This is a genomic window from Modestobacter sp. KNN46-3 (assembly GCF_011039295.1).
In genome coordinates this window covers 1-26,436 of sequence record NZ_JAAKGN010000028.1, presented here as the reverse complement: position 1 = coordinate 26,436, position 26,436 = coordinate 1, and the positions used below count along the sequence as shown (strand labels likewise).

Annotated in this window: 28 protein-coding genes and 1 riboswitch; of the genes, 14 read left to right on the top strand and 14 right to left on the bottom strand. The window is 74.8% G+C overall.

The genetic code is table 11. The features are described 5' to 3' along the window. The first annotated feature begins 89 nt into the window (after positions 1-89). Genes G5C62_RS08910 through G5C62_RS08895 form a run of 4 tightly spaced genes read left to right on the top strand, consistent with a single transcriptional unit; the run spans position 90 to position 4,346 of the window. A complete protein-coding gene (locus tag G5C62_RS08910; RefSeq protein WP_164700717.1) occupies positions 90-857 on the top strand; it encodes a DeoR/GlpR family DNA-binding transcription regulator in 768 nt (255 codons plus the stop codon). Continuing rightward, a complete protein-coding gene (locus tag G5C62_RS08905; protein WP_164700708.1) occupies positions 854-1,876 on the top strand; it encodes a 1-phosphofructokinase family hexose kinase in 1,023 nt (340 codons plus the stop codon). Before G5C62_RS08910 ends, G5C62_RS08905 begins: the two co-directional genes overlap by 4 nt. Before the next feature lie 20 nt (positions 1,877-1,896). Further along, a complete protein-coding gene (locus G5C62_RS08900; protein WP_164700707.1) occupies positions 1,897-4,053 on the top strand; it encodes a fructose-specific PTS transporter subunit EIIC in 2,157 nt (718 codons plus the stop codon). 32 nt (positions 4,054-4,085) lie between these two features. After that, entirely contained in the window at positions 4,086-4,346 is a 261-nt protein-coding gene (locus G5C62_RS08895) for an HPr family phosphocarrier protein (protein ID WP_036336301.1), read from the top strand. Between the two features lie 88 nt (positions 4,347-4,434). Here the strand turns inward: G5C62_RS08895 and G5C62_RS08890 are convergent, their stop codons facing one another. From G5C62_RS08890 to pdhA, 6 genes are all read right to left on the bottom strand, one after another. After that, entirely contained in the window at positions 4,435-4,896 is a 462-nt protein-coding gene (locus tag G5C62_RS08890) for an SRPBCC family protein (RefSeq protein WP_036336300.1), read from the bottom strand. A 116-nt stretch (positions 4,897-5,012) separates the two neighbouring features. Continuing rightward, complete coding sequence (locus G5C62_RS08885) at positions 5,013-5,483, bottom strand: hypothetical protein (RefSeq protein ID WP_036336299.1); 471 nt, start codon at positions 5,481-5,483, stop codon at positions 5,013-5,015. Between the two features lie 80 nt (positions 5,484-5,563). Then, complete coding sequence (locus G5C62_RS08880; protein WP_164700706.1) at positions 5,564-6,760, bottom strand: AGE family epimerase/isomerase; 1,197 nt, start codon at positions 6,758-6,760, stop codon at positions 5,564-5,566. A 2-nt stretch (positions 6,761-6,762) separates the two neighbouring features. Continuing rightward, positions 6,763-8,256: a dihydrolipoamide acetyltransferase family protein gene (locus G5C62_RS08875; RefSeq protein ID WP_164700705.1), complete on the bottom strand. Its 1,494-nt coding sequence runs from the start codon at positions 8,254-8,256 to the stop codon at positions 6,763-6,765. Continuing rightward, complete coding sequence (locus tag G5C62_RS08870) at positions 8,256-9,233, bottom strand: alpha-ketoacid dehydrogenase subunit beta (RefSeq protein ID WP_164700704.1); 978 nt, start codon at positions 9,231-9,233, stop codon at positions 8,256-8,258. Before G5C62_RS08870 ends, G5C62_RS08875 begins: the two co-directional genes overlap by 1 nt. Next, the gene (pdhA, locus tag G5C62_RS08865) at positions 9,230-10,339 is read right to left on the bottom strand and encodes a pyruvate dehydrogenase (acetyl-transferring) E1 component subunit alpha (protein ID WP_331437128.1); all 1,110 of its coding nucleotides are present in this window, start codon (positions 10,337-10,339) and stop codon (positions 9,230-9,232) included. Before pdhA ends, G5C62_RS08870 begins: the two co-directional genes overlap by 4 nt. Before the next feature lie 258 nt (positions 10,340-10,597). Between pdhA and G5C62_RS08860 the strand changes: the two genes are divergently transcribed. Continuing rightward, positions 10,598-11,089: an Lrp/AsnC family transcriptional regulator gene (locus G5C62_RS08860; RefSeq protein WP_206330539.1), complete on the top strand. Its 492-nt coding sequence runs from the start codon at positions 10,598-10,600 to the stop codon at positions 11,087-11,089. A 59-nt stretch (positions 11,090-11,148) separates the two neighbouring features. Beyond that, positions 11,149-11,583, top strand: a complete 435-nt coding sequence (locus G5C62_RS08855) for a hypothetical protein (RefSeq protein ID WP_164700703.1) — start codon at positions 11,149-11,151, stop codon at positions 11,581-11,583. 10 nt (positions 11,584-11,593) lie between these two features. Here the strand turns inward: G5C62_RS08855 and G5C62_RS08850 are convergent, their stop codons facing one another. Continuing rightward, complete coding sequence (locus tag G5C62_RS08850) at positions 11,594-13,063, bottom strand: ATP-binding protein (protein WP_164700702.1); 1,470 nt, start codon at positions 13,061-13,063, stop codon at positions 11,594-11,596. Beyond that, positions 13,027-13,386 (bottom strand): DUF3253 domain-containing protein, encoded by a 360-nt coding sequence (locus tag G5C62_RS08845; protein WP_164700701.1) that lies wholly within the window; start codon positions 13,384-13,386, stop codon positions 13,027-13,029. Before G5C62_RS08845 ends, G5C62_RS08850 begins: the two co-directional genes overlap by 37 nt. 45 nt (positions 13,387-13,431) lie before the next feature. Between G5C62_RS08845 and G5C62_RS08840 the strand changes: the two genes are divergently transcribed. The 3 genes from G5C62_RS08840 to G5C62_RS08830 all read left to right on the top strand — a co-directional run bounded on the left by G5C62_RS08840 (position 13,432) and on the right by G5C62_RS08830 (position 15,642). Continuing rightward, positions 13,432-14,385 (top strand): aldo/keto reductase, encoded by a 954-nt coding sequence (locus G5C62_RS08840; RefSeq protein ID WP_241175792.1) that lies wholly within the window; start codon positions 13,432-13,434, stop codon positions 14,383-14,385. A 41-nt stretch (positions 14,386-14,426) separates the two neighbouring features. Beyond that, on the top strand, positions 14,427-14,945 hold the full coding sequence (locus G5C62_RS08835; RefSeq protein WP_164700699.1) for a hypothetical protein: 519 nt from the start codon (positions 14,427-14,429) through the stop codon (positions 14,943-14,945). A 61-nt stretch (positions 14,946-15,006) separates the two neighbouring features. Beyond that, on the top strand, positions 15,007-15,642 hold the full coding sequence (locus G5C62_RS08830) for a pyridoxamine 5'-phosphate oxidase family protein (protein ID WP_164700698.1): 636 nt from the start codon (positions 15,007-15,009) through the stop codon (positions 15,640-15,642). Positions 15,643-15,645: 3 nt separating this feature from the next. Here the strand turns inward: G5C62_RS08830 and G5C62_RS08825 are convergent, their stop codons facing one another. The 3 genes from G5C62_RS08825 to G5C62_RS08815 form a co-directional block, all read right to left on the bottom strand. Continuing rightward, positions 15,646-16,974: a serine hydrolase gene (locus G5C62_RS08825; RefSeq protein WP_164700697.1), complete on the bottom strand. Its 1,329-nt coding sequence runs from the start codon at positions 16,972-16,974 to the stop codon at positions 15,646-15,648. A 7-nt stretch (positions 16,975-16,981) separates the two neighbouring features. After that, the gene (locus G5C62_RS08820) at positions 16,982-17,329 is read right to left on the bottom strand and encodes a DUF3817 domain-containing protein (RefSeq protein ID WP_052091139.1); all 348 of its coding nucleotides are present in this window, start codon (positions 17,327-17,329) and stop codon (positions 16,982-16,984) included. A gap of 198 nt (positions 17,330-17,527) precedes the next feature. Then, on the bottom strand, positions 17,528-18,619 hold the full coding sequence (locus tag G5C62_RS08815) for a C40 family peptidase (RefSeq protein WP_241175791.1): 1,092 nt from the start codon (positions 18,617-18,619) through the stop codon (positions 17,528-17,530). 109 nt (positions 18,620-18,728) lie between these two features. Next, a riboswitch (cyclic di-AMP (ydaO/yuaA leader) is annotated at positions 18,729-18,885 on the bottom strand. Positions 18,886-19,054: 169 nt separating this feature from the next. Between G5C62_RS08815 and G5C62_RS08810 the strand changes: the two genes are divergently transcribed. The 5 genes from G5C62_RS08810 (at position 19,055) to G5C62_RS08790 (ending at position 22,790) form a co-directional block, all read left to right on the top strand. Then, positions 19,055-19,597 (top strand): hypothetical protein, encoded by a 543-nt coding sequence (locus G5C62_RS08810; RefSeq protein WP_164700695.1) that lies wholly within the window; start codon positions 19,055-19,057, stop codon positions 19,595-19,597. A gap of 4 nt (positions 19,598-19,601) precedes the next feature. Continuing rightward, positions 19,602-20,054, top strand: a complete 453-nt coding sequence (locus G5C62_RS08805; protein WP_036335830.1) for a GNAT family N-acetyltransferase — start codon at positions 19,602-19,604, stop codon at positions 20,052-20,054. Continuing rightward, complete coding sequence (locus G5C62_RS08800) at positions 20,051-21,604, top strand: NAD(P)/FAD-dependent oxidoreductase (RefSeq protein WP_164700694.1); 1,554 nt, start codon at positions 20,051-20,053, stop codon at positions 21,602-21,604. The genes G5C62_RS08805 and G5C62_RS08800 overlap by 4 nt, the downstream gene beginning before the upstream one ends. Positions 21,605-21,744: 140 nt before the next feature. After that, positions 21,745-21,900: a hypothetical protein gene (locus G5C62_RS08795; protein ID WP_164700693.1), complete on the top strand. Its 156-nt coding sequence runs from the start codon at positions 21,745-21,747 to the stop codon at positions 21,898-21,900. A gap of 56 nt (positions 21,901-21,956) precedes the next feature. Further along, positions 21,957-22,790, top strand: a complete 834-nt coding sequence (locus tag G5C62_RS08790) for a YihY/virulence factor BrkB family protein (RefSeq protein ID WP_164700692.1) — start codon at positions 21,957-21,959, stop codon at positions 22,788-22,790. On the opposite strand, the gene G5C62_RS08785 is transcribed toward G5C62_RS08790, so the two are convergent. The 3 genes from G5C62_RS08785 to G5C62_RS08775 all read right to left on the bottom strand — a co-directional run bounded on the left by G5C62_RS08785 (position 22,781) and on the right by G5C62_RS08775 (position 26,306). Next, complete coding sequence (locus G5C62_RS08785; protein WP_164700691.1) at positions 22,781-23,362, bottom strand: putative glycolipid-binding domain-containing protein; 582 nt, start codon at positions 23,360-23,362, stop codon at positions 22,781-22,783. The two genes, G5C62_RS08790 and G5C62_RS08785, sit on opposite strands and share 10 nt — an antisense overlap. Positions 23,363-23,446: 84 nt before the next feature. After that, complete coding sequence (locus G5C62_RS08780) at positions 23,447-24,301, bottom strand: PPK2 family polyphosphate kinase (RefSeq protein WP_164700690.1); 855 nt, start codon at positions 24,299-24,301, stop codon at positions 23,447-23,449. Between the two features lie 46 nt (positions 24,302-24,347). Next, positions 24,348-26,306, bottom strand: coding sequence for a UvrD-helicase domain-containing protein (locus G5C62_RS08775; RefSeq protein WP_241175790.1), 1,959 nt, complete (start codon positions 26,304-26,306; stop codon positions 24,348-24,350). Between the last annotated feature and the right edge of the window lie 130 nt (positions 26,307-26,436).

The following is a 26,436-nucleotide window of genomic DNA, read 5'->3' as shown; positions in this document are numbered from 1 at the left end:
TCCCACGTAGAACAACATGAAAGCAGGACGATACCCACATGTCCGGGCATCGGCCCGTCGTGTCAGTACAGCAGGGCCCGGGGGTGAGCATGTACGCGGAAGAACGCCAGCAGGCGCTCGCCGGCCTGGTCACCCAGCGCGGCCGGGTCGCCGTCACCGCCGTCGCCGAGCACTTCGGGGTGACCACCGAGACCGTCCGCCGCGACCTCGCCGTGCTCGAGCGTGCCGGGATGCTGCGCCGGGTGCACGGCGGTGCCGTCCCCGTCGGGACGCTGACCGTGGTGGAGCCCGCGCTCGGGGAGCGGCGCGGCACGCGCATCGAGGCCAAGCGCCGCATCGCCACCGCGGCGCTCACCCTCCTGCCGCCTGCCAACGGCAGCCTGATCCTGGACGGCGGCAGCTCGACCGCGGCGCTGGCCGAACTGCTCCCCGGCGACCGGCCGCTGGTGACCGCCACCAACTCGGTGCCGATCGCCGCCCGGCTCTCCGGCTCCCCGGGCATCACCCTGCACGTGCTCGGCGGGCGGGTCCGCGGGATCACCCAGTCCGCCGTCGGGGAGTCCACCCTCACAGCGCTCACCGACCTCCGGGCCGACGTCGTCTTCCTGGGCACCAACGGGATCAGCGCGGGCTTCGGCTTCACCACGCCCGACGAAGCCGAGGCGGCGGTCAAGCGGGCCATGGCGCGAGCCGGGCAGCGGGTCGTCGTGCTCGGCGACAGCAGCAAGCTCGGCCGCGAGCACCTGGTGCGCTTCGCGGCCATCGAGGACGTCGACGTCCTGGTCACCGACGAGGAGGCCGACCCGGCCGTCGTCGCCGAGCTCGAGCAACAGGGGATCGAGGTGCTCGTCGCATGAGGACGGACTCCGCACCGGGCGGGCGGGTGGTCACGCTGACCGCCAACCCGAGCCTGGACCGGACGCTGGACCTGCCCGGCCCGCTGGACCGCGGCGCGGTGACCCGGCTGGGCGGCAGCCACACCGAGCCCGGCGGCAAGGGCGTCAACGTCTCCCGGGCCGTGGCGGCGGCAGGGGCCGAGGTCGTCTCGGTGCTCCCGGCCGCCGACGACGACCCGATCGTCCGCGCCCTGCACGCGCTCGGCCTGCACCTGGCCAGCGTGCCCATCGACACCCCGGTGCGCACCAACTACACGCTCACCGAGCCCGACGGGACGACGAGCAAGCTCAACGAGCCCGGCGCCCGGCTGGACGAGCCGGCGCTCGCAGCGCTGCAGCACGCCCTGCTGGGGCACGCCGCCACCGCCAGCTGGGTCGTGCTGTCCGGATCGCTCCCCCCGGGGGCGCCGCGCGACTGGTACGCCACGCTCGTCCGCGCGCTCCGCAGCACCGGAGCCCGCATCGCCGTCGACACCTCCGAGGCGCCCCTGCTGGCGCTGCTGGCCGCCGGCCCGGAGTCGGCTCCCGACCTGCTCAAGCCCAACACCGAGGAGCTGGCCCAGCTGGCCGGCGTGCCCGAGGAGGTCGTGACCGGCGACCCCGAGGCGGCACTGGCCGCGGTCGCCACCCTGCACCAGCGGGGCGTGGCCGAGGTGCTGCTGACCCTCGGTGCCGACGGCGCGGTCCTCTCCACCGCCGACGGTGAGGTCTGGTCGGCCCGCCCGCCGCGGGTCACCGTCCGCAGCACGGTCGGCGCCGGCGACTGCAGCCTCGCCGGGTACCTGCTGGCCGACCTCGCCGGTGCCGCGCCGGCCGACCGGTTGCGGTCGGCGGTGGCCTACGGCGCGGCCAGCGCTGCGCTGCCCGGCTCCGCCGTGCCGACGCCCGCACAGGTGGACCCCGCCGGGGTCACCGTCACCGCCGGTCTGCCCGGCCACCCGACTCCCGCCGAGGCCGTCCCGGCCACCGGCGCCCGCTGAAGAACCCCGGGGGAACCACCATGTCCGCACTCATCACGACCGAGTTGGTGGCGCTCGACGCCGACCTCGGTCACGACAAGGACGCCGTCGTCCGCCGGCTGGCCGGCCTGGTCGCCGCCAGCGGCCGGGCCACCGGAGCCGACGACCTGCACGCCGACGCGATGGCCCGGGAGGCGAAGGCCGCCACCGGCCTGCCCGGTGGCATCGCCATCCCGCACTGCCGCTCCGCCGCGGTGACCCAGGCGTCGCTCGCCTTCGCCCGGCTCGACCCGAAGGTCGACTTCGGTGCACCCGACGGCCCGGCTGACCTCGCCTTCCTCATCGCCGCCCCCGAGCACGGCGACGCCGACCACCTCACCCTGCTCACCGCCCTGGCCCGGGCGCTCGTGCGCCCGGAGTTCGTCGCCTCGCTGCGCGCCGCCGGCTCCGCCGAGGAGATCGTCACGCTGGTGCAGGACGTCGTCTCCCCGCCGGAGGCACCGGCCGCCGCGGCCCCGCAGACCACCGGCGGTGCCACCGCCGCCGGCGCGACGGCCCCCACCCCGGCAGCCGAGCCCACCCCGACGACGGCCGGCCGCAGCATCGTCGCGGTCAGCGCCTGCCCCACCGGGATCGCGCACACCTACATGGCCGCCGACAAGCTCACCGCCGCGGCCAAGGAGATGGGCGTCGAGCTGCACGTGGAGACCCAGGGCTCCTCGGGCTCGACCCCGCTGGACCCGTCGGTGATCAGCCAGGCCGCCGCCGTCATCTTCGCCGTCGACGTCGGGGTCAAGGACCGGGACCGCTTCGCCGGCAAGCCGCTGGTGCAGTCCGGCACGAAGCGGGCGATGAACGAGCCCGAGGTGATGATCCGGGAGGCGCTGGCCGTCGCCGACGACCCGAACGGCCGCCGGGTGCCCGGCACGGCCGGGGCGGGGGCGGCGCCCGCGGTGAGCGGTGACCGGCCCAGCACCGGGTCGGAGATCCGCCGCTGGCTGCTCACCGGCGTGAGCTACATGATCCCGTTCGTCGCCGCAGGCGGCCTGCTCATCGCGCTGGGCTTCCTCTTCGCTGGTTACCCGATCGTCAACGCCGACCCGACCACGGACGGCGCGCAGAGCTACGCGCTGAACTGGGCGCTGAACAACGACTTCACCGATCTGCCCGGCGACCCAGGGGTCGACTATCTCCGTGGTGGCCTGCTCGGCTACCTGGGCGCGCTGTGCACCGTGCTCGGCCAGGCTGCGTTCGGCTTCCTGGTCCCCGCGCTGGCCGGGTACATCGCCTACGCCATCGCCGACCGGCCGGGCATCGTCCCCGGCTTCGTCGTCGGCGCGGTCTCGCTGACCGTCGGCGCCGGCTTCCTCGGCGGCCTGGTGGGCGGCATCATCGCCGGCTTCGCGGCGCTGTGGATCAGCCGCTGGAAGCTGCCGGCCTTCGCCCGCGGCCTGCAGCCCGTCGTGATCATCCCGCTGCTCGCCACGCTGATCTCCAGCGGCATCATGGTGGTCCTGCTGGGCCGCCCGCTGGCCGCCGCACTCGAGGGCCTCGGCGACTTCCTCAACGGGCTGACCGGCACCTCGGCGGTCCTGCTCGGGGTCATCCTGGGGCTGATGATGTGCTTCGACCTGGGCGGTCCGGTCAACAAGGCGGCCTACGTCTTCGCCACCACCGGCCTCACCGCCGCCGCCACCAGCGGTCCGCTGGTGATCATGGCCACCGTGATGGCGGCCGGCATGGTGCCGCCGCTGGCGATGGCGCTGTCCAGCACCCTCCTCCGGCCCAGGCTCTACACCCCGGCCGAACGCGACAACGGCAAGGCCGCCTGGCTGCTGGGCGCCTCGTTCATCTCCGAGGGCGCCATCCCGTTCGCCGCTGCCGACCCGCTGCGGGTCATCCCCTCGATGATGCTCGGCGGAGCGACCACCGGGGCGATCGTCGCCGGGCTGGGGCTGGAGCTCCGCGCCCCGCACGGTGGCGTGTTCGTGTTCTTCGCGATGAGCAACGCCGTCCTGTTCATCCTGGCCGTGCTCATCGGTGCGGCCGTCGGCGGCATCGCGGTGACCCTGGCCAAGAGCATCGGCCGGAAGCCCGCCGTCCCGGCCGAGGACGCCGACCTGACCACCGACCTGGCCGACGACCCTCGCCCGGCCACTGCCGGGCCAGGAGCTCCCGCCGGCCGTCCGGCACACTGACCACCAGCACGCCGACCAGAAAGAAGGCACCGATGCCCTCCAAGACCGTGACCGTCGGCTCCGCCGTCGGCCTGCACGCCCGTCCGGCCGCCCTCATCGCCGAGGCCGTCTCGAAGTCCGGGGTGCCGGTCACGCTGGCCACTCCCGGGGGGAACCCGATCGACGCCGGCTCGCCGTTGATGATCATGACGCTCGGCGCCAAGCAGGGCACCGAGGTCGTCGTCGACAGTGCGGACGAGGCGGTGCTCGACCGGATCGCCGACATGGTCGCCAGCGACCTCGACGCGGAGTAGGACCTCGCGGCCCCCTCCGAGGGGCCTGAGACGACGACGGCGCCCGTCCCCGGCAGGGGGCGGGCGCCGTCGTCAGGTCGCCGGGGGGTCAGCCCTCGCGCGGCACGTCCCCGCGCCAGGCACCGGTCTCGGTGCCACGGCTCTCGATGAACTCCTTGAACTTCTTCACGTCGGCGGTGATCTGCCGGTCGTCGACACCGACCGCGGCGCCGACCTTCTCCACGACGCCCTGGGGCTCCCAGTCCAGCTGGACCATCACCCGGGTCGTGGTGTCACTGATCTTGTGGAAGGTGACGACGCCGGCGTGCGGGGTGTCGCCGTCGGTGCTCTTCCAGGCCACCCGCTCGTCGGGGTGCTGCTCGGTGATCTCGGCGTCGAACTCGCGCTCGACCCCGCCGATCTTGGTCACCCAGTGGGTGCGCCGCTCGTCGAGCTGGGTGATCCGCTCGACCCCGTTCATGAACTCCGGGAACGTCTCGAACTGGGTCCACTGGTCGTAGACCTGCCGGATCGGCACGTCCACGTCGATCGACTTCTCCACGTTCGCCATGGGGAGCCTCCTTCGCTCAGGGGTCTCGTACGTCCAGTCGCCCCCTACCCGGACGTGCGCGACCGACAAACAAGATCCGCAATCGCCTCGACGAACCCGTCAGAGCGGTCGCACCCTCAGCGTGCGGGGCGCCAGCGGGCCGTGAGCACGAGCATCCCCGCGAAGGCGAGCACGGCGAAGGCGCCCAGGGCCAGCACCAGCCAGCGGAGCCATTCGAACGACTCGGGCAGGACCCGGACCGCGAGACCGGGCACGATCGCGAGGAGCCAGGAGGTCGAGGCGATGCCCGCCCAGCGCCCGGCCCGGACGACCTGCGGGTCGTCGGCGACCTCGGGATCGGCCCAGGCACGCCGCAGGAAGCTCAGCGCAGCGAGCGCACAGACGAGGGCGGCCACCAGGACGAGCGCGCCCGGCAGGCCGCCGACGCCGTCCTGCACCACCGCGACGGCCAGGAAGCCGAGGACGGCGAGCACCGCCACCGTGCCCGCCGCGAGGCCGATGCGGCGCCAGCGGAGCAGGGTCGGCATCCCCAGCGGCTCCCGCAGCTGCTCGTGCCGAGCGGTGCGGCCGCTCCCTGCTCCGCTCATGGTCCAGCTCCTCCTCGACGGCCACCCGACGCCGGACGGCGCCGTGATCTTGGTGCACCGTAGCGGGATCCCGCCCGGGATCAGCGCGACGCGAGGACGGCGGCGGCGACGCTGCCCCGCACCGGGCGTCCGGGCAGCAGCAGCATCTGCGCCAGGTGGTACGCGTCCGGCTTCCCCGCCCAGGTGCCGCTGCCCACCGCGCCCTCCGGGGTGAGCTCGTGGTGCCAGCTGCCCACCGCGGGGTCCAGGAACAGCCGGTCACCCAGCTCCTCCCAGCGCTGCTGCAGCGCCAGAGACTGCGGATCGCCGAGCACGGCGTGGCGGACGGCCGCGGCTGCGATCGCCTCGGTGACCACCCAGTGCATCCGGGCGGCGACCACCGGGCGGTCGTCCCAGTCCAGCGTGTACGGGAAGCCCTCGTGCCCGTCGGCCGCCCAGCCCCGCTCGGCGGCGGCCAGGAACAGTCCGTCGGCGTCGGTGTGCAGCCAGCCGGGCGCGTCCTCGCCCAGCGCCGCAGCCAGGTGCAGGCACAGCCGGGCCCACTCGAACTGGTGCCCGACGGTGACCCCGTACGGGCGGAACGGGTCGGCCGGCCGGTCCCGGTTGAACTCCGGCAACGGCTCCCAGGACGGCGTGAAGTGCTCGGGCAGCCGCCAGTCCCGCTCCCGGGTCCACTGGTGCACGATCCGCTCCGTCGCCCGCAGCGCGCGGGTGCGCAGCCGGGCCGCCGTACCGGGGTCGGTGGGGGCCAGCGCGTCGGCCGCCGCCAGGGTCGACTCGACCCCGTGCATGTTGGCGTTCGCGCCGCGGTAGGCCTCGCTGGTGGCCCAGGTGCGGTCGAACGACTCGACCGCCAGGCCCTCGTCGTCGTCCCAGAACCGCTGCTCCCAGACCTCCAGCGCCTCCTCCAGCAGCGCACGGCCACCCGCGATGCCGGCCACGGTGGCGGTCGAGCCGGCGAGCACCACGAAGGCGTGCACGTAGGCGGCCTTGGTGTCGTCGTCGGCACCGGCACCCACCGCCGAGCGCCAGCCGCCGTGCTCGGCGTCGTGCAGCGTGCCCTCGCGCAGCGCGGCCACGCCGTGGGCGGCGAGCTCCTCGGCGCCCGGCTCGCCGACGAGCGCGCCGAGGCCGAAGACGTGCGTCATCCGGGCGCTGATCCAGGTCTCCACCGGCTTGTCGGCGAGCACCTGCCCGTCGTCACCGAGGTAACCGAAACCCTCGGGGACCCGGGAGGCGGCGGCGAAGGACAGCAGGGGACCGAGCTGGGTGCGCACGGTCAGAACGTAAGTGCGGTGCCGGGGTCGTGCAGCAGCGCCCCCACGTCGGCCAGGAAGCGGGAGCCCAGCTCGCCGTCGACGATGCGGTGGTCGAAGGAGAGCGCCAGCTGGGTGACCTGCCGGGGCACGACCTTGCCCTTGTGCACCCACGGCATCTCCCGGACCGCGCCGAAGGCCAGGATCGCCGACTCGCCGGGGTTCAGGATCGGCGTGCCGGTGTCGACGCCGAAGACACCCACGTTGGTGATCGTGATCGTGCCGCCGGTCATGTCCGTGGGCTGCGTCCTGCCGGCCCGGGCGGTCTCGGTGAGCTCGCTGAGCGCACCGGCCAGCTCGGCCAGCGACAGCCGGCCGGCGTCCTTGACGTTCGGCACGATCAGGCCCCGCGGCGTGGCGGCGGCGATGCCCAGGTTCACCGCGCCGTGGACGACGATCTCCTGGGCCGCCTCGTCCCAGGAGCTGTTGACCATCGGGTGCCGCTTCGCCGCCAACAACAGCGCCTTGGCCACGAACAGCAGCGGGCTGACCTTCACCCCGGCCAGCTCCGGCCGGGCGGCCAGGCGCTCACGCAGCTTCATCGTGCGCGTGATGTCGACGGTGAGGAACTCGGTGACGTGCGGGGCGGTGAACGCGCTGGCCACCATCGCGGCGGCGGTGTGCTTCCGAACCCCCTTGATCGGGATCCGGGTGTCGCCGGCCGCAGCCTCCCGCGACAGGGCGGCCGCGGCCTCCGGCGACGACGGGCCCGCGACGGCCGCGTCGACGTCGGCGCGGGTGATGACGCCGCCGGCGCCGCTGCCGCGGACCGTGGTGAGGTCGACGCCCAGCTCCTTGGCGTACTTGCGCACCGGCGGCTTGGCCAGCGGGCGCAGCGCACCGCGGCCGGCGGTCGCCGACGGCGCCGACGCGGTGGGCTCGGCGGGACGGCGGGCCGCCGCCGCCTCGGCCGCCCGGGCGGCCTCCAGCCCACCGTGCCGGACCGGCTTCACCGTGGCGTCCGGTGCGGTGGCCAGCAGCGGCGGCCGGTCGCTGCCCGAGCCGTAGTCGGCCTCGGGGAGCACCTGCGGCGCCGTGGCGCGGGCGGCTGCGGCCTCGACCGGCTGCCCCCGGCGGGGACGGCGCTTGGCCTCGGTGCTGCGCGGGCCGTAGCCGACCAGCACCGCCGTCCGGCCGTTGGCGTTCGTCTCCCCGATCAACCCGGAGCCGGTGCCCTCGGCCGCCGGTGCGTCCGCGGCCGGGGCTGCGCCACCACCGACGTCGATGGTGATGATCGGTGCGCCGACGTCGACCGTCGTCCCGGCGTCGTACAGCAGCTCGGTCACCGTGCCGGAGAACGGGCTGGGCAGCTCGACCGCGGCCTTCGCCGTCTCCACCTCGCACAGCGGCTGGTTGACGGCGACCGTGTCGCCCACGGCGACCAGCCAGGACAGGATCTCGCCCTCGGTCAGCCCCTCCCCGACGTCCGGCAGCTTGAACTGGCGCAGCTCGGCCATCAGAACCCCATCGCTCGGTCGACGGCGTCGAGCACGCGGTCGAGGTCGGGGAGGTAGTCCTCTTCCAGCTTCGACGGCGGGTAGGGGGTGTCGTACCCGCCCACCCGCAGCACCGGCGCCTCCAGCGAGTGGAAGCAGTTCTCGGTGACCCGGGCGGCGATCTCAGCGCCCAGGCCGAGGGTCACCGGCGCCTCGTGCACGACCACGCAGTGACCGGTGCGGCGCACCGACTCGTAGACCGGCCCGAGGTCCAGCGGGGAGAGGGTGCGCAGGTCGACGACCTCCAGCGAGCGGCCCTCCTCGGCGGCGGCGTCGGCGGCCTGCAGCGCCGTCTTCACCATCGGCCCGTAGGCGAGCACCGTGACGTCGTCGCCGCCGCGGACCACCCGGGAGCCGAACAGCGGGTCAGGGGCGCCGTCCGGGTCGACCTCGCCCTTCTCCCAGTACCGGCGCTTGGGCTCGAAGAAGACGACCGGGTCGGGCGAGGCGATCGCCTGCTGGATGCCCCAGTAGGCGTCGGCCGGGCTGCTGACGGCGACCACCTTCAGGCCGGCGGTGTGCGCGAAGTAGGCCTCAGGGCTCTCGCTGTGGTGCTCGACCGCGCCGATGCCGCCTCCGAAGGGGATGCGGATGACGATCGGCATCGGCATCTTGCCCCGGGAGCGGGCGTGGATCTTGGCGACCTGGGTGACGATCTGGTTGTAGGCGGGGTAGACGAACCCGTCGAACTGGATCTCACAGACCGGCCGGTAGCCGCGCATCGCCAGCCCGACCGCGGTGCCGAGGATCCCGGCCTCGGCCAGCGGGGTGTCGACGACGCGGGCCTCGCCGAAGTCCTTCTGCAGGCCGTCGGTGATCCGGAAGACCCCGCCCAGCTTGCCGATGTCCTCGCCCATGAGCACGACCTTGCCGTCGTCCTCCATGGCCTTTCGCAGGCCGAGGTTGAGCGCCTTGCCGATGGTCAGCGTCTCGGTCACTGCTCCCCCTCGAACGAGGCGTGGTACGCCACGAACTCCTCGCGCTGCTGCGCCAGCTCCGGGGTCTGCTCGGCGAAGACGTGGTCGAACATCTCCGTCCCGGCCGGGTCGGGCATCTCCAGCGTGCCCTTCCGGATCCGGGCGGCGAGCTCGTCGCCCTCGGCGTCGACCCCGGTGAAGAAGTCGGCGTCGGCGATGCCGGCGCGGGACAGGTGCGCCTTGAGCCGGGCGATCGGGTCGCGCAGCTTCCACGCCTCCAGCTCGCTGGCCAGCCGGTAGCGGGTCGGGTCGTCGGAGGTGGTGTGCGCGCCCATCCGGTAGGTGAACGCCTCGATGAAGGTGGGGCCGGAGCCCTCGCGGGCAGCGGCGAGGGCCGCACGCGTCACGGCCAGGACGGCGAGGACGTCGTTGCCGTCGACCCGCACCCCGGGGAACCCGAACCCGGCGGCGCGCTGGTACAGCGGGACCCGGGACTGCCGCTCGATCGGCGCGCTGATCGCGTACTGGTTGTTCTGGCAGAAGAAGACGACGGGGGCGGCGAACGACGACGCCCAGATCATCGCCTCGTTGACCTCGCCCTGGCTGGTCGCCCCGTCGCCGAGGAAGGCCAGCACCGCGCTCTCCGCGCCGTCGCGCTGCACGCCCATGGCGTAGCCGGTGGCGTGCAGGGTCTGCGCGCCGATGACGACGGTGTAGAGGTTGAAGCTGTGGGCGACCGGGTCCCAGCCGCCCTGGTCGACGCCGCGGAACAGGCTCATCACGTGCAGCGGGTCGACGCCCCGGGTCCAGGCGACGCCGTGCTCCCGGTAGGTCGGGAAGGCCATGTCGCCCTCGGCGAGCGCCCGGCCGGCGCCCACCTGGGCCGCCTCCTGACCGAGCAGCGAGGCCCAGATGCCGAGCTCCCCCTGGCGCTGCAGGGCGGTCGCCTCGACGTCCCACCGGCGGACCAGGGCGAGGTCGCGGTAGAGGGCGCGCAGCTCCTCGTCCGAGATGTCCAGGCCGTAGTCGGGGTGCTCGACCCGCTCGCCCTCGGGGGTCAGCAGCTGGACCAGGTCCGGCTGGCCCGGCAGGTGTGGCGCTCCGGCGCCCGGTACGGGATCGACCACCTCGGTGGTCTTCTGCTGCAACGCAGTCACGCCACTCTCCTCGCCGTCTGGCCTTGCCGCCTCGACGGAGCCCGGGGTCACCGGAGCGCCCGTCGCTGGACGTCCATGCGGCGCCGGAGTGTGGCGCCACTCACACATGGTGGCACGCCGGACCGCGTGTGCAGAAGATCACTCGCCTGCCGATCTGCGCAACCACCTCTGCTGCCATTGCGCAGAAAGGGCACTGCCGGACCGCACTCCCATGTCAGACTGAGCAACGTGCCCGCCCTGGACGCCACCGACGCGCGGCTGCTGCTCGCCCTGTCCGAGGACCCCCGGGCCACCGTCCTCGCGCTCTCCCAGCAGCTGGGCCTGGCCCGCAACACGGTGCAGGCGCGGCTGGCCCGGCTCGAGTCCAACGGCGTCCTGGACCCCTTCGAGCGCCGGGTGCGGCCCGAGGCGCTGGGCTACCGGCTGGGCGCCTACGTCACCGTGCAGGTCGTCCAGCGCAGCCTGGCCGACGTCGGGGAGGCGCTGGCCGCGATCCCCGAGGTGCTGGAGGTCATCGGGCTCTCCGGGGTCGCCGACCTGCTGGTCCAGGTGGTCGCGGTCGACGCCGACGACCTGTGGCGGATCACCGAGCAGGTGCTCGCGATCCCCGGCGTCCAGCGCACGGACACGAACCTGGCGCTGCGCCGGTTCGTCGACCACCGGATGACCCCGCTGCTGGAACGCGCCGCCGGGTCCCTCCCGGTCACGGACGCGGACTGACGTCCGGCCCGGCCGTCGGCGAGACCTGATCGAGATCCTGCCCGAGCAGGCTCTCGGCCATGGCACGGACGACGACACCGATCGCGGTGCTCGTGGCCGCTCTGGCCATGGTGGTCACCGGCTGGGTCCTGGCGACCCCGACCGCGGCGCACGCCCGGCAGGGCGTCGTCTCGGCCGCCTCGGGCGCCAGTTGTGGCATCGAGCTGTCGGGTGACGGACCGTTCCTGGTCTTCGCCGGCGGGCAGGACGGCGGCCCCCACCGCGCCGGCCTCTGTGGTGGCACCGCGCCGGCCGCACCGCAGCTGGTCGCCGAGGTCCGGGCGCTGAGCGCGGCGGAGGGCGCCGCCGTCGCAGTCGACCCGCTGCCCGGCGCCGCCGGCACAGAGCTGCGGTCCGCGCCGCAGCCCTGGGCCGGCGTGCTCGTCGCCGCGGGCGCAGGCCTCGTCCTCCTCACCGCCCTGCTGGTGCGCCGGTCCCGGCGCCGCGGCGCCTGATCGGCGCACCTCAGCCCGGGGCGCTGCCGAGGAGGGTGCGGGTCATCGCGTTGCGGGTGTCGAGCAGCTCGTCCAGCGCGCCGGACAGGTCGGCGGCGGACACGCTCAGCGGCCCGCTGCCGGTCCGCTGGGCCGCCAGCAACGCCGCCCGGCGCAGCAGCTCCTTGAGGAACGACGCGGTCACGCCCTCGGTCCGGGCCAGGACGTCGTCCAGCCCGCTGGTGTCCACCTCCAGTCCGCGCCGGTAGAGCTCGAACAGCGCCCGGCGGGCCTCGGCGTCGGGCAGCCGCAGCTCCACCGCCTGGTCAACCCGCCCCGGCCGCGCCGCCAGCGCCGGCTCGAGCAGGTCGGCCCGGTTGGTGGTCAGCACGAAGACGACGTCGGCGTCCTCGGCCAGCCCGTCCATCTCGTTGAGCAGCTGGAACAGCAGCGGGTGCTGACCGGGGTGCATGCCGCGGTCCTCGGCGATCAGGTCGACGTCCTCGATGACCAGCATCGCCGGCGCCAGCGCGCGGGCGACCGAGCAGGCCTCGGCGATCAGGTGCAGGGCGTTGCCGGTGAGCTGGAGGACCGTCGTCCCGGTCAGCCTGCTGGTCAGGTACCGCACCGTGTGCGTCTTGCCGACGCCGGGCGGCCCGTACAGCAACACGCCGCGCTTGAGGTGCTGCCCGGCGGCGAGCAGCTGCTCCTTGTGCCGCGCCACCTCCACGACCTGGCGCTGCACCTCCGCGAGCGTGTCCGCGGCGAGCACCAGCTGGTCGGCGGCGAGGGTGGGCCGACGGTGGAACTGCAGCAGCGTCTGGCCGTGGCCGAACACCTCGGCGCCGAAGGACAGCACCTGCCCGCGGAACACGTTCTGCGCCATCGCCGCGGCGCGGATCTCCGTCGCGGCCCGCGCAGCCAGCTCCGGGTCGGTGCTGACCACCTGCACCGTGGTGTTCGGCAGCCCTGACTCAGGCTCCGGGCCGCGCACCAGCACCGCGGTCCGGGCCGCCCCCTCGGTCACCAGGTAGACACCGCAGCGCACGCACGGCCGGGACTCCCCGTCCGGCCCGGCCGCCCGGTTGACCCGCGAGGCGTTCCCCGGCCGGGGCCCGTACGGGTCCTGCGCCTCCGGCCCCGCCGACAGCAGCTCCCCCAGCCCGAACGGCCGGTGCTGGAAGCCCACGACGCCGACCAGCTGCCAGGCGCGGTCCGCGCCGGCCAGCCAGGTGTCCAGCCCGGCCTGGACGTTCACGTGCTCGTAGCCCGGCCACGCCTCCTCGACGACGTCGAGCTCGGCACCCGCCGGACCGAGATGGGCCAGCAGCAGGCCGGACAGCGTCGTCCGGTCCTCGGCGCGGGCCGCCCCGACGACTGCCCGCACCCCGCGGCGCACCAGTTTGCCGACGTCGGCCAGCTCCGGCCGGGGTGCCGCGGTGGGCGGCGGGTCGAACTCCAGCCTCAGCTCGGACCGGTACGCCTGTCCGTCGACCGCCACGCTGCCCCGCTTCCCGTACGCCGGTGGAGATCGCACGGTAGCGACGCACCGACCCGTGGGGACACCCGTTTCAGCAGGGCCGGCGGACCCGCACCGGCCCCGCGCGCGGTGGCGACGTCGACCACCGCGCCGGACTGGGTGACCTCGACCGTGCCGGCCGCGGCCAGCCGTCCGGCCGCCGAGCGGGCGGCGGGCATCAGGTCCCGCCAGCCGTCGGGGTCGACCGCCCGGGCCGCCTCCGACGGGCAGATGGACGCGCCGGGACGGCGCTGGTCCAGCAGGGCGTCGATGGTCTGCTCGAGCAGCCGGTCGACGTCGTCCACCCGGCCAGGATGCCCCGGCCGCCGTCCGGGTGCTGGGATGGGCACGTGCCCCACGACTCCGTTGCCCAGCTGGGTGTCGGCCTGGCCGCCGTCGGCCGGCCGGCCTACCTGACCCTCGGCCGGGACGCCGACCTGCCCGCCGACCGGGCCCCCGCCGTCCTCCAGGCCCGCACCTCCGAGCTGCTCGACGCCGCGACCGCACTGGGCATCCAGTACGTGGACACCGCGCGGTCCTACGGCCGCGCCGAGGAGTTCCTCGCCTCGTGGCTGCGCGCCACCGACGCCGCCCCGTTCGTGGCCAGCAAGTGGGGCTACCGCTACACCGCCGACTGGCGCCCGGACGCCACGGTGCACGAGGTCAAGGAGCACACGGAGCCCGCCTTCGAGCGGCAGCTGGCCGAGACGACGGCGCTGCTCGGCCCGTGGCTGAAGCTGTACCAGGTGCACTCGCTGACCGCCGACAGCCCGCTGTGGACCGACCGGCCGCTGCAGCACCGGCTGGCCCAGCTGCGCGCCGACGGCGTCGAGCTGGGCTTCTCCACCTCGGGGCCGACCCAGGCCGATGCGGTCCGGCGCGGGCTGGAGCTGACCGTGGACGGCGCACCGCTGTTCACCAGCGTGCAGTCGACCTGGAACCTACTGGAGCCCTCGGCCGGGCCGGCGCTGGCCGAGGCGTCGGCCGCCGGCGCCCGGGTGGTCGTCAAGGAGGGTGTCGCCAACGGCCGGCTGACCGACCGGGGCAGCGCGGCGGACTCCCTGCTGGCCGCTGCTGCACGGGAGCGCGGCGTCGGGGTCGACGCCCTCGCCCTGGCCGCAGCCCTGGCCCAGCCGTGGTGCGACGTCGTGCTGTCCGGCGCGGTGACCGTGGCGCAGCTGGAGAGCAACGCCGCCGCCCGCACCCTGGACCTGACCGCCGCGGATCCGACGGCGGCGGGCTGGGTGCAGCCCGAGGAGCCGGCGGAGTACTGGTCCGCCCGCAGCCGGCTCAGCTGGCGCTGACGGTCGTTTCGCCCGCCCGGCGGCCCGGGTATGCCGCGACCATGGCCAAGCACACTTCGTTCGGGACGATCGGCAAGGGCAAGCGCGGGATCAGCACGCTGGGCTGGGTGCTCCGCGGGGCCGCCGCCGGCGCAGCGGGGACGACCGCGCTCAACGCCGTCACCTACCTGGACATGGTCGGCCGGGGCCGGGGCACCAGCTCCACCCCCGAGCAGACGGTCGAGGTGCTCGCGGAGAAGGCCCACGTGTCGATCCCGGGCGACGAGGAGACCCGGCAGAACCGGGTCCAGGGCCTCGGCCCGCTCACCGGGCTGGCGGCCGGGGTGGGGGTCGGGGTGCTCGCCGGGCTCGCCCGCGCGGCCGGCTTCCGCTCCCAGCCCCTCGTCGGGACGGCGCTGACCACGATCGGCGTGCTCATCGGCACCAACGGCCCGATGACCGCGCTCGGGATCACCGACCCGCGAACCTGGCCGCTGTCCTCGTGGATCACCGACGTCGTCCCGCACCTGGCCTACGGCGTCGTCGTGAAGACGACGATGGACGCGTTCGACCTCCCCTGAGGGCGGACCCGCCCAGTCCGGGGTCAGCCTCGGGACGGGGCCGGTGGGCCAGACTGGCCCCGTGGACGAGATCACCACCGAGGCGGAGCTGCGCGAGCTGCTGGGTGAGCCGGCGCCCCGCGCCGCGACCAAGGACCGCCCCTCCCTGGACGCCATCGACCGGGACTGGCTGGCCGCCTCACCGTTCTGCCTGGTGGCGACCTCCGCGGCCGACGGCAGCTGCGACGTCTCCCCGAAGGGCGACCCGCCCGGGTTCACCGTCGTCCTGGACGACTGGACGATCGCGCTGCCCGAGCGCGCCGGCAACCGCCGTGCCGACGGGTTCCGCAACATCCTGACCAACCCGCACGTCGGGCTGATCTACCTGGTGCCCGGCCGCAGCGGCACCTTCCGGGTGCAGGGCCGGGCCCGCCTGGTGCGCGACGAGGACCTGCTGGACCGGATGCTCATCCGCGGACACCGGCCACTGCTGGCCATGGTCGTGGAGATCGAGTCGGTCTTCTACCACTGCGCCAAGGCGTTCCTGCGGTCGCAGCTGTGGGACCCGGCGACCTGGGATCCCGGGGCGTTGCCCTCCCGGGCCCGGATCGCGCACGCCCAGGAGGCTGCCGCCACGCCACTGGCCGAGCTGGTGCAGTACTACGGCGAGCAGTACGCCGCCGGCCTGTACCCCAGCGCCCGACCGCCCGGCGCCTGATGCCTAGGGCGCCGTCCAGCCGCGTTCGTCGACCCCGCCGGGCACGGGTGCCTCGGGGTCGTAGGGCGTACGGGTGAGCACGAACGTCGCCAGATCCAGGTGGTCGGGGGCGATGCGCAGCGTCTCGCCGGCGTAGTAGCCGTCCAGCCCGACCCACGTGCCGTCCGCGCGGGGAGCGAACCGGCTCGCCCGGCCGGGCCGGCCGGGCAGCGGCCCCAGGTGCAGCAGGCCACCGGACTGGGCGCGCAGCACCAGCGGGGCCGGGCCCCAGAACCAGACGCCGAGCAGGTCCAGCGGCAGCGGCGGCGGGGACGGCACCCAGGCGTCGACGATCCGGGGCTCGGCGGCCCGGAGATCGGCCAGCAGCCCGGGCACCAGCGGGTCGAGCCCACTGGTCGTGTTGGCCAGCATCACCGCTCCGGCCTGCTCGGACCGGTCGACGAAGACCCCGGCCAGGAAGCCCGGCATCGAGCCGCCGTGGCCGATGAGGGTGTGCCCGTCGACCCGCAGCACCTGCACCCCCAGCCCGTAGGCCGACCACCCGGGGGACGACGAGTCGATCCCGGCCGGCACGGTCATCTCCTCCAGCGTCGCCGGGGAGAGCACGTCGCCGGTGTCGCCGAGCAGGAAGGCGGCGAACCGGCCGAGGTCGGCCAGCGTCGCCCACAGCTGGCCGGCCGCGGCCATGATGCCGGCGTCGTGCTCGGGCTCGGGCAGGACGACGTCCGCCCACGGGTGCACGGCCGCACCCTGTGCCGCCCGACCGGTGGGCCGCGGAGTGGTGCGCGCCATGCCCAGCGGCAGCAGCACCTCGTCCCGGACGACCTCGGCCCAGGAGCGCCCACGATGCCGGGTGACCAGCTCACCGAGCAGCCCGAACCCGAGGTTCGAGTAGTGGAAGCGGCGTGCGCTGCCCAGGACGACGTCGTCGTCGGTCAGCCGCAGCTCGGCCAGCGTCCCGCCGGGGACGCGCTCCCACCAGCCGCCGGGGCTCTCCGAGCTCGCGCCGGCGAGGTGGGCGAGCAGCTGGCCCACGGTGCGCTCCCCGAAGGGGGTGCCGGGGACGTGCTCCTCGAGCAGGTCGTCCAGCCCCAGGCGACCCTCGTCGCGGAGCCGGAGCACGACCAGGGCCGTCACCGTCTTGCTGATCGAGCCCAGCCGGTACTGCACGTCGGTGTGCGGCTCGGCGACGTCGCCGCGACCGGCCGACCAGGCCAGCCCGCCGTCCCTGACCACGCCCGCGACCAGGCTGGGTGCCCGGCCGTCGCGCTGGACCCGGGCGGTCCGGGCCAGCAGGGCGCGGGCGGTGGCGGGCAGGACGGGGGTGACCATCGTGCGCTCAGCCGACCCGGACCGGCCTGGTGGCGTCGACCGGCAGCCGGCCGGTCCGCCGGGCCCAGCGCTCGAACCAGATGGTCACCAGCGGCGGGATGGAGGCGGCCAGCGCCAGCAGCCCGGTGGCCGGCGTCCAGCGGAGCACCCGCCACGCCAGCAGGGTGACGACGACGTAGACCACGAACACCGCACCGTGGACCGGGCCGAACACCTGCACGCCCAGCTCCGAGGCCTCCAGCACCCGCTTGACGAACATGCCGGCCAGCAGGAGCACCCAGGAGACGGCCTCGGCGATGGCGACGACGCGGAAGACGCGGGCGACCCTCGTGGGGTCGGTCAGTGCGGCGGGCACGGTGCTCCTCGGGGTGGGCGTGGGTGGACTGCTCCTCATCGTGCCCGGCGGGACGGGGCGCCGGTGCGCGGACCCGGGTGATCGTCGCCACCGGCGATCAGCCGCACCGGACCCCGACGCACCGGGCCCGGACGCACCGGTGCCCCGGCCGCCGTCAGGCGACCGGGGCACCGGCGGGTGTCGCGGGGTGGTCAGCTGTCAGCCGGCGACCCGACGCATGGCGGTGATGGGGCCCATGGCGTCGATGCTGGCGACCTTGACCACGTCACCCGACGTCGGCGCGTGGACCATCTGGCCGTTGCCGATGTAGATGCCGATGTGGCTGACCGGGCTGTAGTAGGCGATCAGGTCGCCCGGCTGCAGCTCGCCGCGGGAGACCGCCCGACCCGACGCCGCCTGCTGGCTGCTGCTGCGGGGCAGGTTGACGCCGGCCGAGGCGTAGGAGTACTTCACCAGCCCGGAGCAGTCGTAGGAGTTCGGGCCGGTGGCGCCCCACACGTAGGGCTTGCCGCGCTGGGCCATCGCGGTGTTCACCGCGGTGGCGGCAGCGCCGCTGCTGGCCACGACCGGCGCGGCCGGTGCCGGCGCCGGTGCGGCGACGGCGGCGGAGCGGGACACGGACGGAGCGGCGGCGGCGGGGGCCGTGCGCTCGTCTCGCGAGGCGGTCTGGGCGTTGTTGCGCTCGGCCGCCGCGGCGGCCTGGGCCTCGCGCTCGGCTGCGGCCTGAGCCGCTTCTGCGGCCGCGTGCTGCTCGGCCAGGATGCGGGCGCGCTCGCGCTCCTCGGCGGAGAGCCGGTCGTACTCGGCCTGGTACTCGGCGATCTGCTCGTTCAGGTCGGCCTGCTGGGCAGCGACCTCAGCGACCTGGGCCTCCGCGTCGGTGGCGGCCTTCTCGGCCGCGGCCTTCGCCTCGTCGGCGCTGACGGTGGCCTGCTGCGCGACCCCGAGCACCTCGTTGTTGTGCCCGGCGATGCTGTCCAGCGTGCCCATCCGGTCGAGCATCTCGTCGGCGGAGGAGCTGGTGAGCATGGCCTGCAGCGAGGAGAGCTGCTCACCGGTGAAGGCGCTGCGGGCGACCTGGCGCACGTGGTCACGGGCCTCGACCACGGCCGCCTCGGCGGCGACGAGCTCGGCGGCGGCAGCGTCCGAGGCGGCCTTCATGCTGGTCAGCACGTCGGTCGCCTCGTGCATCTTCTCGGTGACGACCTCGAGGTCGTGACCGCGGGCGGCGATGAGCTCGGCCGCCTCCTGCGAGGTGGTGGGTGTTTCAGGAGCCGCCAGGGCGGGCACCGGAGCGAGGGCGACGCCACCCGCGACAAACAGAGTGAGCAGGGCCCGTCGGCCGTTGCGGCCACGACGGACAGAGGTGTGCGAACTCGCCATGTTCGGCGGGTGTGTCCTTTCTTCCACCTGCCGCCTACCGAGTTAGCTGACGGGTTCGGGCGGGAAGTCGCCCGGCTCCGCGAGGCCCGCGAACGGGCCGTGCAGAGCTTCACCCCAGTGCTGCGGTGGGTCCCCGGTCCACGAGCCCGCGAGTGTTGCGGCGAGCCGTGTGGTTCGGCGGCGGTCCTGTCGGTGGTCACCCGGGTGGGCGACTGCGCTGCCCGTCAGGACCGCTGGTGACCGTACGTGCGTTATGTGCTCGTGACAAACGACTGGGGTGAATTTGTGGAAATCCCCGGGCGTGTGCTCCAACACGCTCACCGAGCGTGACAGGCTCGCCGGGTGGAGGGGCTGGCACGGCGGGAGTTCTGCCTCGTGCTGCTCCGTCGCATGGCCGACACGCGACCCGACCTGGTCGCCGAGGCGTTGCCCGTGCTCGGCGCCGACCGGGCCGAAGCGCGTGCCGCGCACCGCCGTTGGCGCGCGCTCCATCACACAGAGCGAGCACCGCACGGGCTCGCGCTGCGCGCTGCCGTGCTGGGTCCACCCGCCGAGCAGGAGGACCGCAAGTTCGGTGACGTCGACCTCGTCGTCCGGCGGTGGCCGCTGCCGTTGTGGCCGCACCTGCGGTGGGAGGTGCTGGGCGGCCCGGACGGCGCGGTGCTCCACGAGCAGTTGGTCCGCGCGCCCGGTTCCGCGGTGTCGGCCGCCGCACCGGGAGCCCTGCGCGTCTGGGGGCACGTGGTGGACGACGTCGTGACCCTGCCCGGCGCGGCCGCGGTGGACCCCGGCGTCCCGAGTCGTCTCGAGGTGCACCTCCCCGGCCGGGTGCGGGCGAGGTTCGTCTGGGGGCTGCAGCAGGTGGACGACGACGCGCCAGGATGACCTCGTGCCGAACCTCTCCGCCGCCTCGTGGGACGACCCGGACGTCGCCGCGCTGACCGCCGCCCAGCAGGTCGAGCTGCGGGCCCGCTACGGCGGTGCGAGCGAGCCGGGGGTGCCGCCGTCCGCCGCCGACGTCGCCGTCGTCCTCCTCGCCCGGGACGACGACGGCACGCCGATCGGCTGCGGCGCACTGCGGCCCCTCGGGGACGGCACCGCCGAGCTCAAGCGGATGTACGTCGTCCCGGCGGCGCGTGGTCGCGGCGTCTCCCGGCTGCTGCTCACCGGGCTGGAGGCCGAGGCGGTGGGGCGGGGCTGGACCACCGTGCTGCTGGAGACCGGACCGCGCCAGCCCGAGGCGATCGGGCTGTACACCGCGGCCGGCTACCGGCCGGTCCCGGCGTTCGGGCACTACGTGGACGACCCGTTCTCGCTCTGCTTCGCCCGGGAGCTGGCGTGAGCACCGCAGCCCGGTACGACGCCATCGTGGTGGGCGGCGGCCACAACGGGCTGGTCGCCGCCGCCTACCTGGCCCGCGCGGGCTGGTCGGTGCTCGTGCTGGAGCGACGGCCCGTGCTCGGCGGCGCCGCGGTCAGCGAGCAGGTCTTCCCGGGCGTCGACGTCCGGCTGTCGGCGTACTCCTACCTGGTCAGCCTGTTGCCCGACCGGGTCGTCACCGACCTGGCGTTGCCGATCACCCTGCTGGACCGGGCGGTCGCCTCCTACACCCCGCTGCGCCGCGGCGGTGCGGCCACCGGACTGCTGGTCGAGCGGGACGAGGGGCCGGAGACGGCTGCCTCCTTCCGCGCCCTCACCGGCTCGGACGCGGAGTTCGCCGGCTGGCAGCGCTTCTACGGCCGGCTGACCACCCTCGCCGAGGACCTGGCCCCCACCCTGACCGGACCGCTGCCCAGCGAGGCGGCGCTCCTCGCGCGCCTGCGGGACCCGGACCTCTGGCGCGACCTGCGGGAACGGCCGCTGGCCGACGTCGTCGCCGACCACCTGGCCGACGACGAGGTCCGGGGCATCGCGCTCACGGACGGGCTGATCGGCACCTTCGCCGACGTGCACGCCGCGGACGGGCTGGCCGGCCGGTGCTTCCTGTACCACCTCGTCGGCAACGGCACCGGCCGCTGGCGGGTGTCGGTCGGTGGGATGGGCGCGGTCAGCGGCGCGCTCGCCGACGCAGCCCGGGCGCGCGGGGCCGCACTGCTCACCCGCGCCGAGGTCACCGCGGTCGAGACCCGGGCCGACGGCGTCACCGTGCACTGGACCGACGCCGACGGGACGGCGCACGCGGCCAACGCCGGGCACCTGGTCAGCGGTGCGGCCCCGGCCGTGCTCGACGAGCTGCTGGGCACCGCCCCGGCGCCGCGGCCGTCGGGGTCGCAGCTGAAGGTGAACATGGTGCTGCGCCGGTTGCCCGGGCTGCGGTCGGGCGCCGACCCCCGCCGGGTGTTCAGCGGCACCGTGCACGTCGACGAGGCGGCCGGCCAACTCGACGCCGCGTACGCGCAGGCCGCGGCCGGGCAGCTGCCCGAGGTGGTCCCCTTCGAGGTGTACTGCCACTCGCTCACCGACCCGTCGATCGTCGGCGACACCGGGCTGCACACCCTGACCCTGTTCGGGCTGCACACGCCGGCCGAGCTCTACGCGGCCGACCCCGTCGGCACCCGGGCGGAGGCGGTGCGGCGGGTGCTGGCGCAGCTGGACGCCCACCTGACCGAGCCGCTGGCCGACTGCCTGGCCACCGACGGCGACGGGCGTCCGTGCCTGCAGGCGTCCTCGCCGCTGGACGTGGAGGCGTCGCTGGCGATGCCGGGCGGGCACATCTTCCACGGTGACCTGTCGTGGCCGGTCGCACCCGACCCCGCCGCCGTCGGCACCTGGGGCGTGGCGACGGCACACCCGCGGGTGGTCGCCGCCTCCTCGGGCGGCACGGTGCGCGGCGGTGCGGTCAGCGGCCTCGGCGGATTCGCCGCGGCGCAGCACCTGCTCGGCGGCCACTGAGCGGAGTGGGCCACGTCTCAGGCGTGAGGGTCCGCGGAAGTGGGCAGGCACCGGGCACCACCGCCTGCTCGACCGAGCAGGCGCCGCCCCGGGGGCACCACGGTGTCGGAGCGGGGCGCGTACCGACTCCAGGAGGACCGATGAGCGAGCGACCCGATGGCCGCCCGGACCGCACCGGGCAGGGCAAGATGCCGAAGAACCGGGCGCGCCTGCTGATCGTCGGCACGTTCGTGCTGATCCTGGTGGTCATCTTCTCGTACATGCTGCTCGTGGGCTCGAGCGGCTCGACCGGCTGACCGAGGTGCGGGCGCGCCGCCGAGCGGGACCGCGCCGGACCTGATCACATGGCCCGGTGCAGGTGGCGGAGGAGGCGCGCGGCCTGCTGAGGGCGATACGGGCCCGGCTGCGCAACCGGGACACCGCACTGATCGCCGCCGGGCTCACCTTCTATGCCGGGATCGCCGTCGTCCCGGCGCTGGTGCTCTCCCTGGGGCTGACCAGCTGGGTGGCCGGGGCCGACGAGGTGCGCGAGCTCGCCACCCGGCTGTCCGAGGTGCTGCCCGACGCGCTGGGCGCCCCGGCAGCGGTGCAGCGGCTGGCCGAGGCGGGCACGGGCCTCAGCGTCGTCGGCGCCCTGCTGACCCTGCTGCCGATCTCGCTGTACGGCGAGGGCCTGCGCCGGGCGCTGCTGCGGTTCAGTCCCGCCCACGACCGGTTCACCGCCTGGCGGGGCCGGGCGCTGGCCCTGCCCCTGCTGGTGCTGGCACCGCTGCTGCTGTACCCGTTGCTGCTGGTCGCCGGGGTGCTCGCGCACCTGGCCGAGACGCCCGGCTTCGGCGCCGTGGTCGGTGGGTTCGCCACCGGCTACTACTCGGTGTTGTTCGCGCTCACCCTGCCGTTGGTGTGGATCTTCCGGGTCGTCGCGGCCAGTCGGCTGGGCTGGCGGGCCGTGGTGTCCGGGGCGCTGTTCACCGCCGCCTGCCTGTCCGGCTTCCTGCAGGGGTTCGTGCTCTTCCTGGCCCTGCCGCTGGATCTCGGCGCCCCGTTCGGCGGCCTCACCGTGGTCGGCGGCGTGATCGCCATCGGGTTCTGGCTGTTCCTGCTCCAGTTCGTGCTCATCGGCGGCTGGCTGTTCACCCAGGCCCTGGACGAGCGCCTCGACCGCGGGACCCCGGTTCAGAGCTGACGGACGGCGATGCCCGGGTAGTCGAGCACCAGCCCGGACGGGTCGAACACCAGCTGGCAGCTGAAGTCGAAGGCCGGGGACTTGTAGTGGAACTGCCGGTTGGGCCCGTCGTCGTGCAGCCGCGTGTAGGACTGCTCCAGCCGGTCGACGCCCAGGCCCACGGCCTGCACGTAGGCGGCTGGCGCGGATGCCCGCCGCCCCACCGCCAGGTCGAGCCGGTGCACGGGCAGTGCGTTGGTCATGGCCGAGGACTCCAGGTCGACGTCCTGGCAGCCGTCCAGGTCCGGCGCCCGGAGCCCGTCGACGTGCCAGCGGCCGTCGCCGATCGAGTCCAGCGTGGTCCTGCGGGCACCCATCGACGACCGTCCGGTGACCACCGCCCGGCGAGTGGCCCAGGTGGCGTCGAGATCGAGGGTGTAGTCGACGGTCCAGGCCACGCCGGCCTCGACCGCCGTGGTGCAGCCGACCACCTGCCAGCCCCCGCCGGACCGCCGGAAGTGCACCACCTCGAAACCGGTGCGGACCTGCTGGTGGCGCCATGCGGCGACGGCCGGCGGGTCGACGAAGCTCACGTCGGCATCCCGCTCCTCGGCCCGGCCGGCGCGCGCTCCACCGGGTCGCCCAAGCTACCCGGGCACCCCGTGCTCCACCAGCACTCAGCCGGCGATCGGGTGCTCCTCGATCAGCCGGTCGCGCTGCTCGTCGACGTCCCAGGCCGGCTCCGGCAGCCGGGGCTGCAGCTCGGTCAGCGTCTCCAGCAGCAGCCGGCCGACCGCCCAGTTCCGGTACCACTTCCGGTCGGCCGGGACGACGTACCACGGTGCGGTGTCGGTGTCGGTGCGCTCCAGGGCGGTGGCGTGGGCCTGCTGGTACTGCGGCCACAGGGCCCGCTCGTCGATGTCCGCGGGGTCGAACTTCCAGCGCTTGCTCGAGTCGTCGAGCCGGGCCAGCAGGCGCTGTTTCTGCTCCCACGGCGACAGGTGCAGCAGCACCTTGACCACGGTGACGTCGTCGGCGACGAGCTGGCGCTCGAACCGCACGATCTCCCGGTAGCGCCGCTCGATCACCTCCGGGGTCGCCAGCTCGCGCACCCGTCCGATCAGCACGTCCTCGTAGTGCGAACGGTCGAAGACACCGACCTTGCCGGGGCCCGGCAGGGCGCGGCGCACCCGCCAGAGGAAGGAGTGCCGCAGCTCCTCCGGCGTCGGCTTCCCGAAGCTCGCCACCGCCACGCCGTGCGGCTCCATCGCGCCGACGACGTGCTTGACCACGCCGCCCTTCCCGCTGGTGTCCATGCCCTGCAGCACCAGCAGGACCCGCCGTCGGCTGCCGCCACTGCCCTCCGCGTAGAGCCGCTGCTGCAGCTCGGCCAGGTGGGTGGCGTCCAGCCGCGTCGACTCCCGGGTGCGCTCCTTGTCGCCGGGGGCCAGCGGCGTCGACCGCGGGTCGATCTCGCGCAGCTCGATCGGGGCGGCGGGGACGCGCAGCGCGCGGCGCAGGGAGTCGGGCATGCCCGGGAGCCTAGGGACGTCGGTCAGCAGCACCGGACCGCGGTGATCAGTCGACCAGCAGACCGGGCAGGTCGGCGTGGTGGAGCACGACCAGGCTGCTCACCGCCCGGGTGAGGACGACGTAGAGCCGGTGCAGCCCGCGCGGCTCCGCGGCGACGATCGCGGCCGGCTCCACCACCACGACGTGGTCGAACTCCAGCCCCTTCACCAGCCCGGCCGGGACGACGGACACCCGGGCCGGCGCGGAACCGTCGTCGGTCAGCGGCGCCACGTCCAGCCCGGCCGCGGTGAGCACCCCGACCACCTCGGCGACCGACGCGTCGGCGCAGACCACCCCGGTCGACCCGGGTCGGGCCGCCAGCTCGCCGACCACCTCGGCCAGCGGCCCGGCCAGCGTGCCCACCGGCCGCAGCTGCAGCGCCCCCGGTTCCCGGCGGGCCGCGGTGGCCGCGGCCAGCCCGGGGGCGATCGCGGGCAGCAGCCGGTTGGCGAAGTCCAGCACCTCGCCCGGCACCCGGTAGCCCCGGGTGAGCGGCCGCACGGCCGTGGCCGGCCGGCCGAGCGCCGTCAGCGTCTGCGACCAGTCCGCCACCGACCAGGGGCTGGTGGCCTGGGCCAGGTCGCCGAGCACGGTCAGCGAACCCGCGCCCAGCCGGCGGGCGACGGCGCGGCACTCCATCGGGGAGAGGTCCTGCGCCTCGTCCACCACCACGTGCCCGTAGCCCGGCGTCCGCTCCAGCATCCCGGCCACCTCGTCGACCAGCACCGCGTCCGCGGCGGTCCACCGGGCGGCGCGCACCGACCGCGGCGGCTTCGGCCAGTGCAGCAGCGCCTGCTCCTCCTCGGTCAGCACGCCCCGGGCCGCCCGGGCCAGCCGCTCGGGGTCGGTGAACAGGTCGTGCACGAGCCCGCCGGCGTCCACCGCCGGCCAGACGGCGTCGCAGAACGCCCGCACCTCGGCGCTGCGGGCGGTCCGCCGGGTCTCCGCGTCGGTCGGGCTGCCCCCACCGGCCTCCTTGAGCCGCCGGGCGTACTCGGCCAGCCCCATGGCCAGCCGCTCCCGGCCGGCGGCGTAGTGGACCAGCTGCTGCTCGTCGACCCCGGAGGTCCCGGCCCGGCGCAGGTCGTCGACGAAGCGCTTGAGCCGGTCCTCACCGATCCGGTACTTCCGCCCGGACAGCGTCACCTGCACCGAGTCCATCGGCTTGCGGATGCCGCCCCACAGCGCCCGGCGCAGCACCTCGGCCATCCGCGGATCGCCCTTGAGGACGGCGACCGCCCGCTCGTCCTGGGCGCGCACGGTCACCCGGGCGGTGAGGCTCGCGACCGTCGCCTGGTCGACCTCCACCTCGCCCAGCGCGGGCAGCACCTGCTCGATGTACCGCAGGAAGGCCCGGTTCGGCCCGACCACCAGCACGCCCGTGCGGGCCAGCTGGTCGCCGTGCGTGTAGAGCAGGTAGGCCGCCCGGTGCAGCCCGACCGCCGTCTTCCCGGTGCCGGGGGCGCCCTGCACGCAGATCGACTCGGCCAGCGGCGCCCGGACGATGTCGTCCTGGTCGGGCTGGATGGTGGCCACGATGTCGCGCATCGGGCCGCTGCGCGGGCGCTCGATCTCCTGGCGGAGCAGCTCACCGGTCCCGCCGTCGTCCTGGCCGTCGGCGAGCAGTTCGTCCTCGTAGCTGGTCAGCTCGCCGTCGGCGAAGCCGAAGCGGCGACGGCGCAGCAGGCCCTGCGGTTCGGTGGCGCTGGCCTGGTAGAACGGCCGGCTCATCGGTGCCCGCCAGTCGATGACGACCGGGTCGCCGGCCGCGTCGCGCACGTGGCGGCGGCCGATGTGGAAGGTCTCCGGGTCGGTGGCACCGGCAGCGTCGGTGCGGCCGAAGAAGGCCGGGACGCCCGGGTCGGCGGCCAGCGCGAGCAGTCGCTCGGCGCGGGCGGCGCCGAGTCGCTCGGAGGCCCAGGCGTCGACGCCGGCATCGGCGACCGCGACGGCGGCGGCACGCATGGAGGTCAGGCACTCGGCGGCCTGGGCCAGGTGGTCGCGTTCGGCGGCGAGGACGGGGTCGGTCGGGTCGGCGGCGGCTGGCGCTGATACACATCTCCGAGGCCACGCGACTGAGGCGAGTGTCGTATGC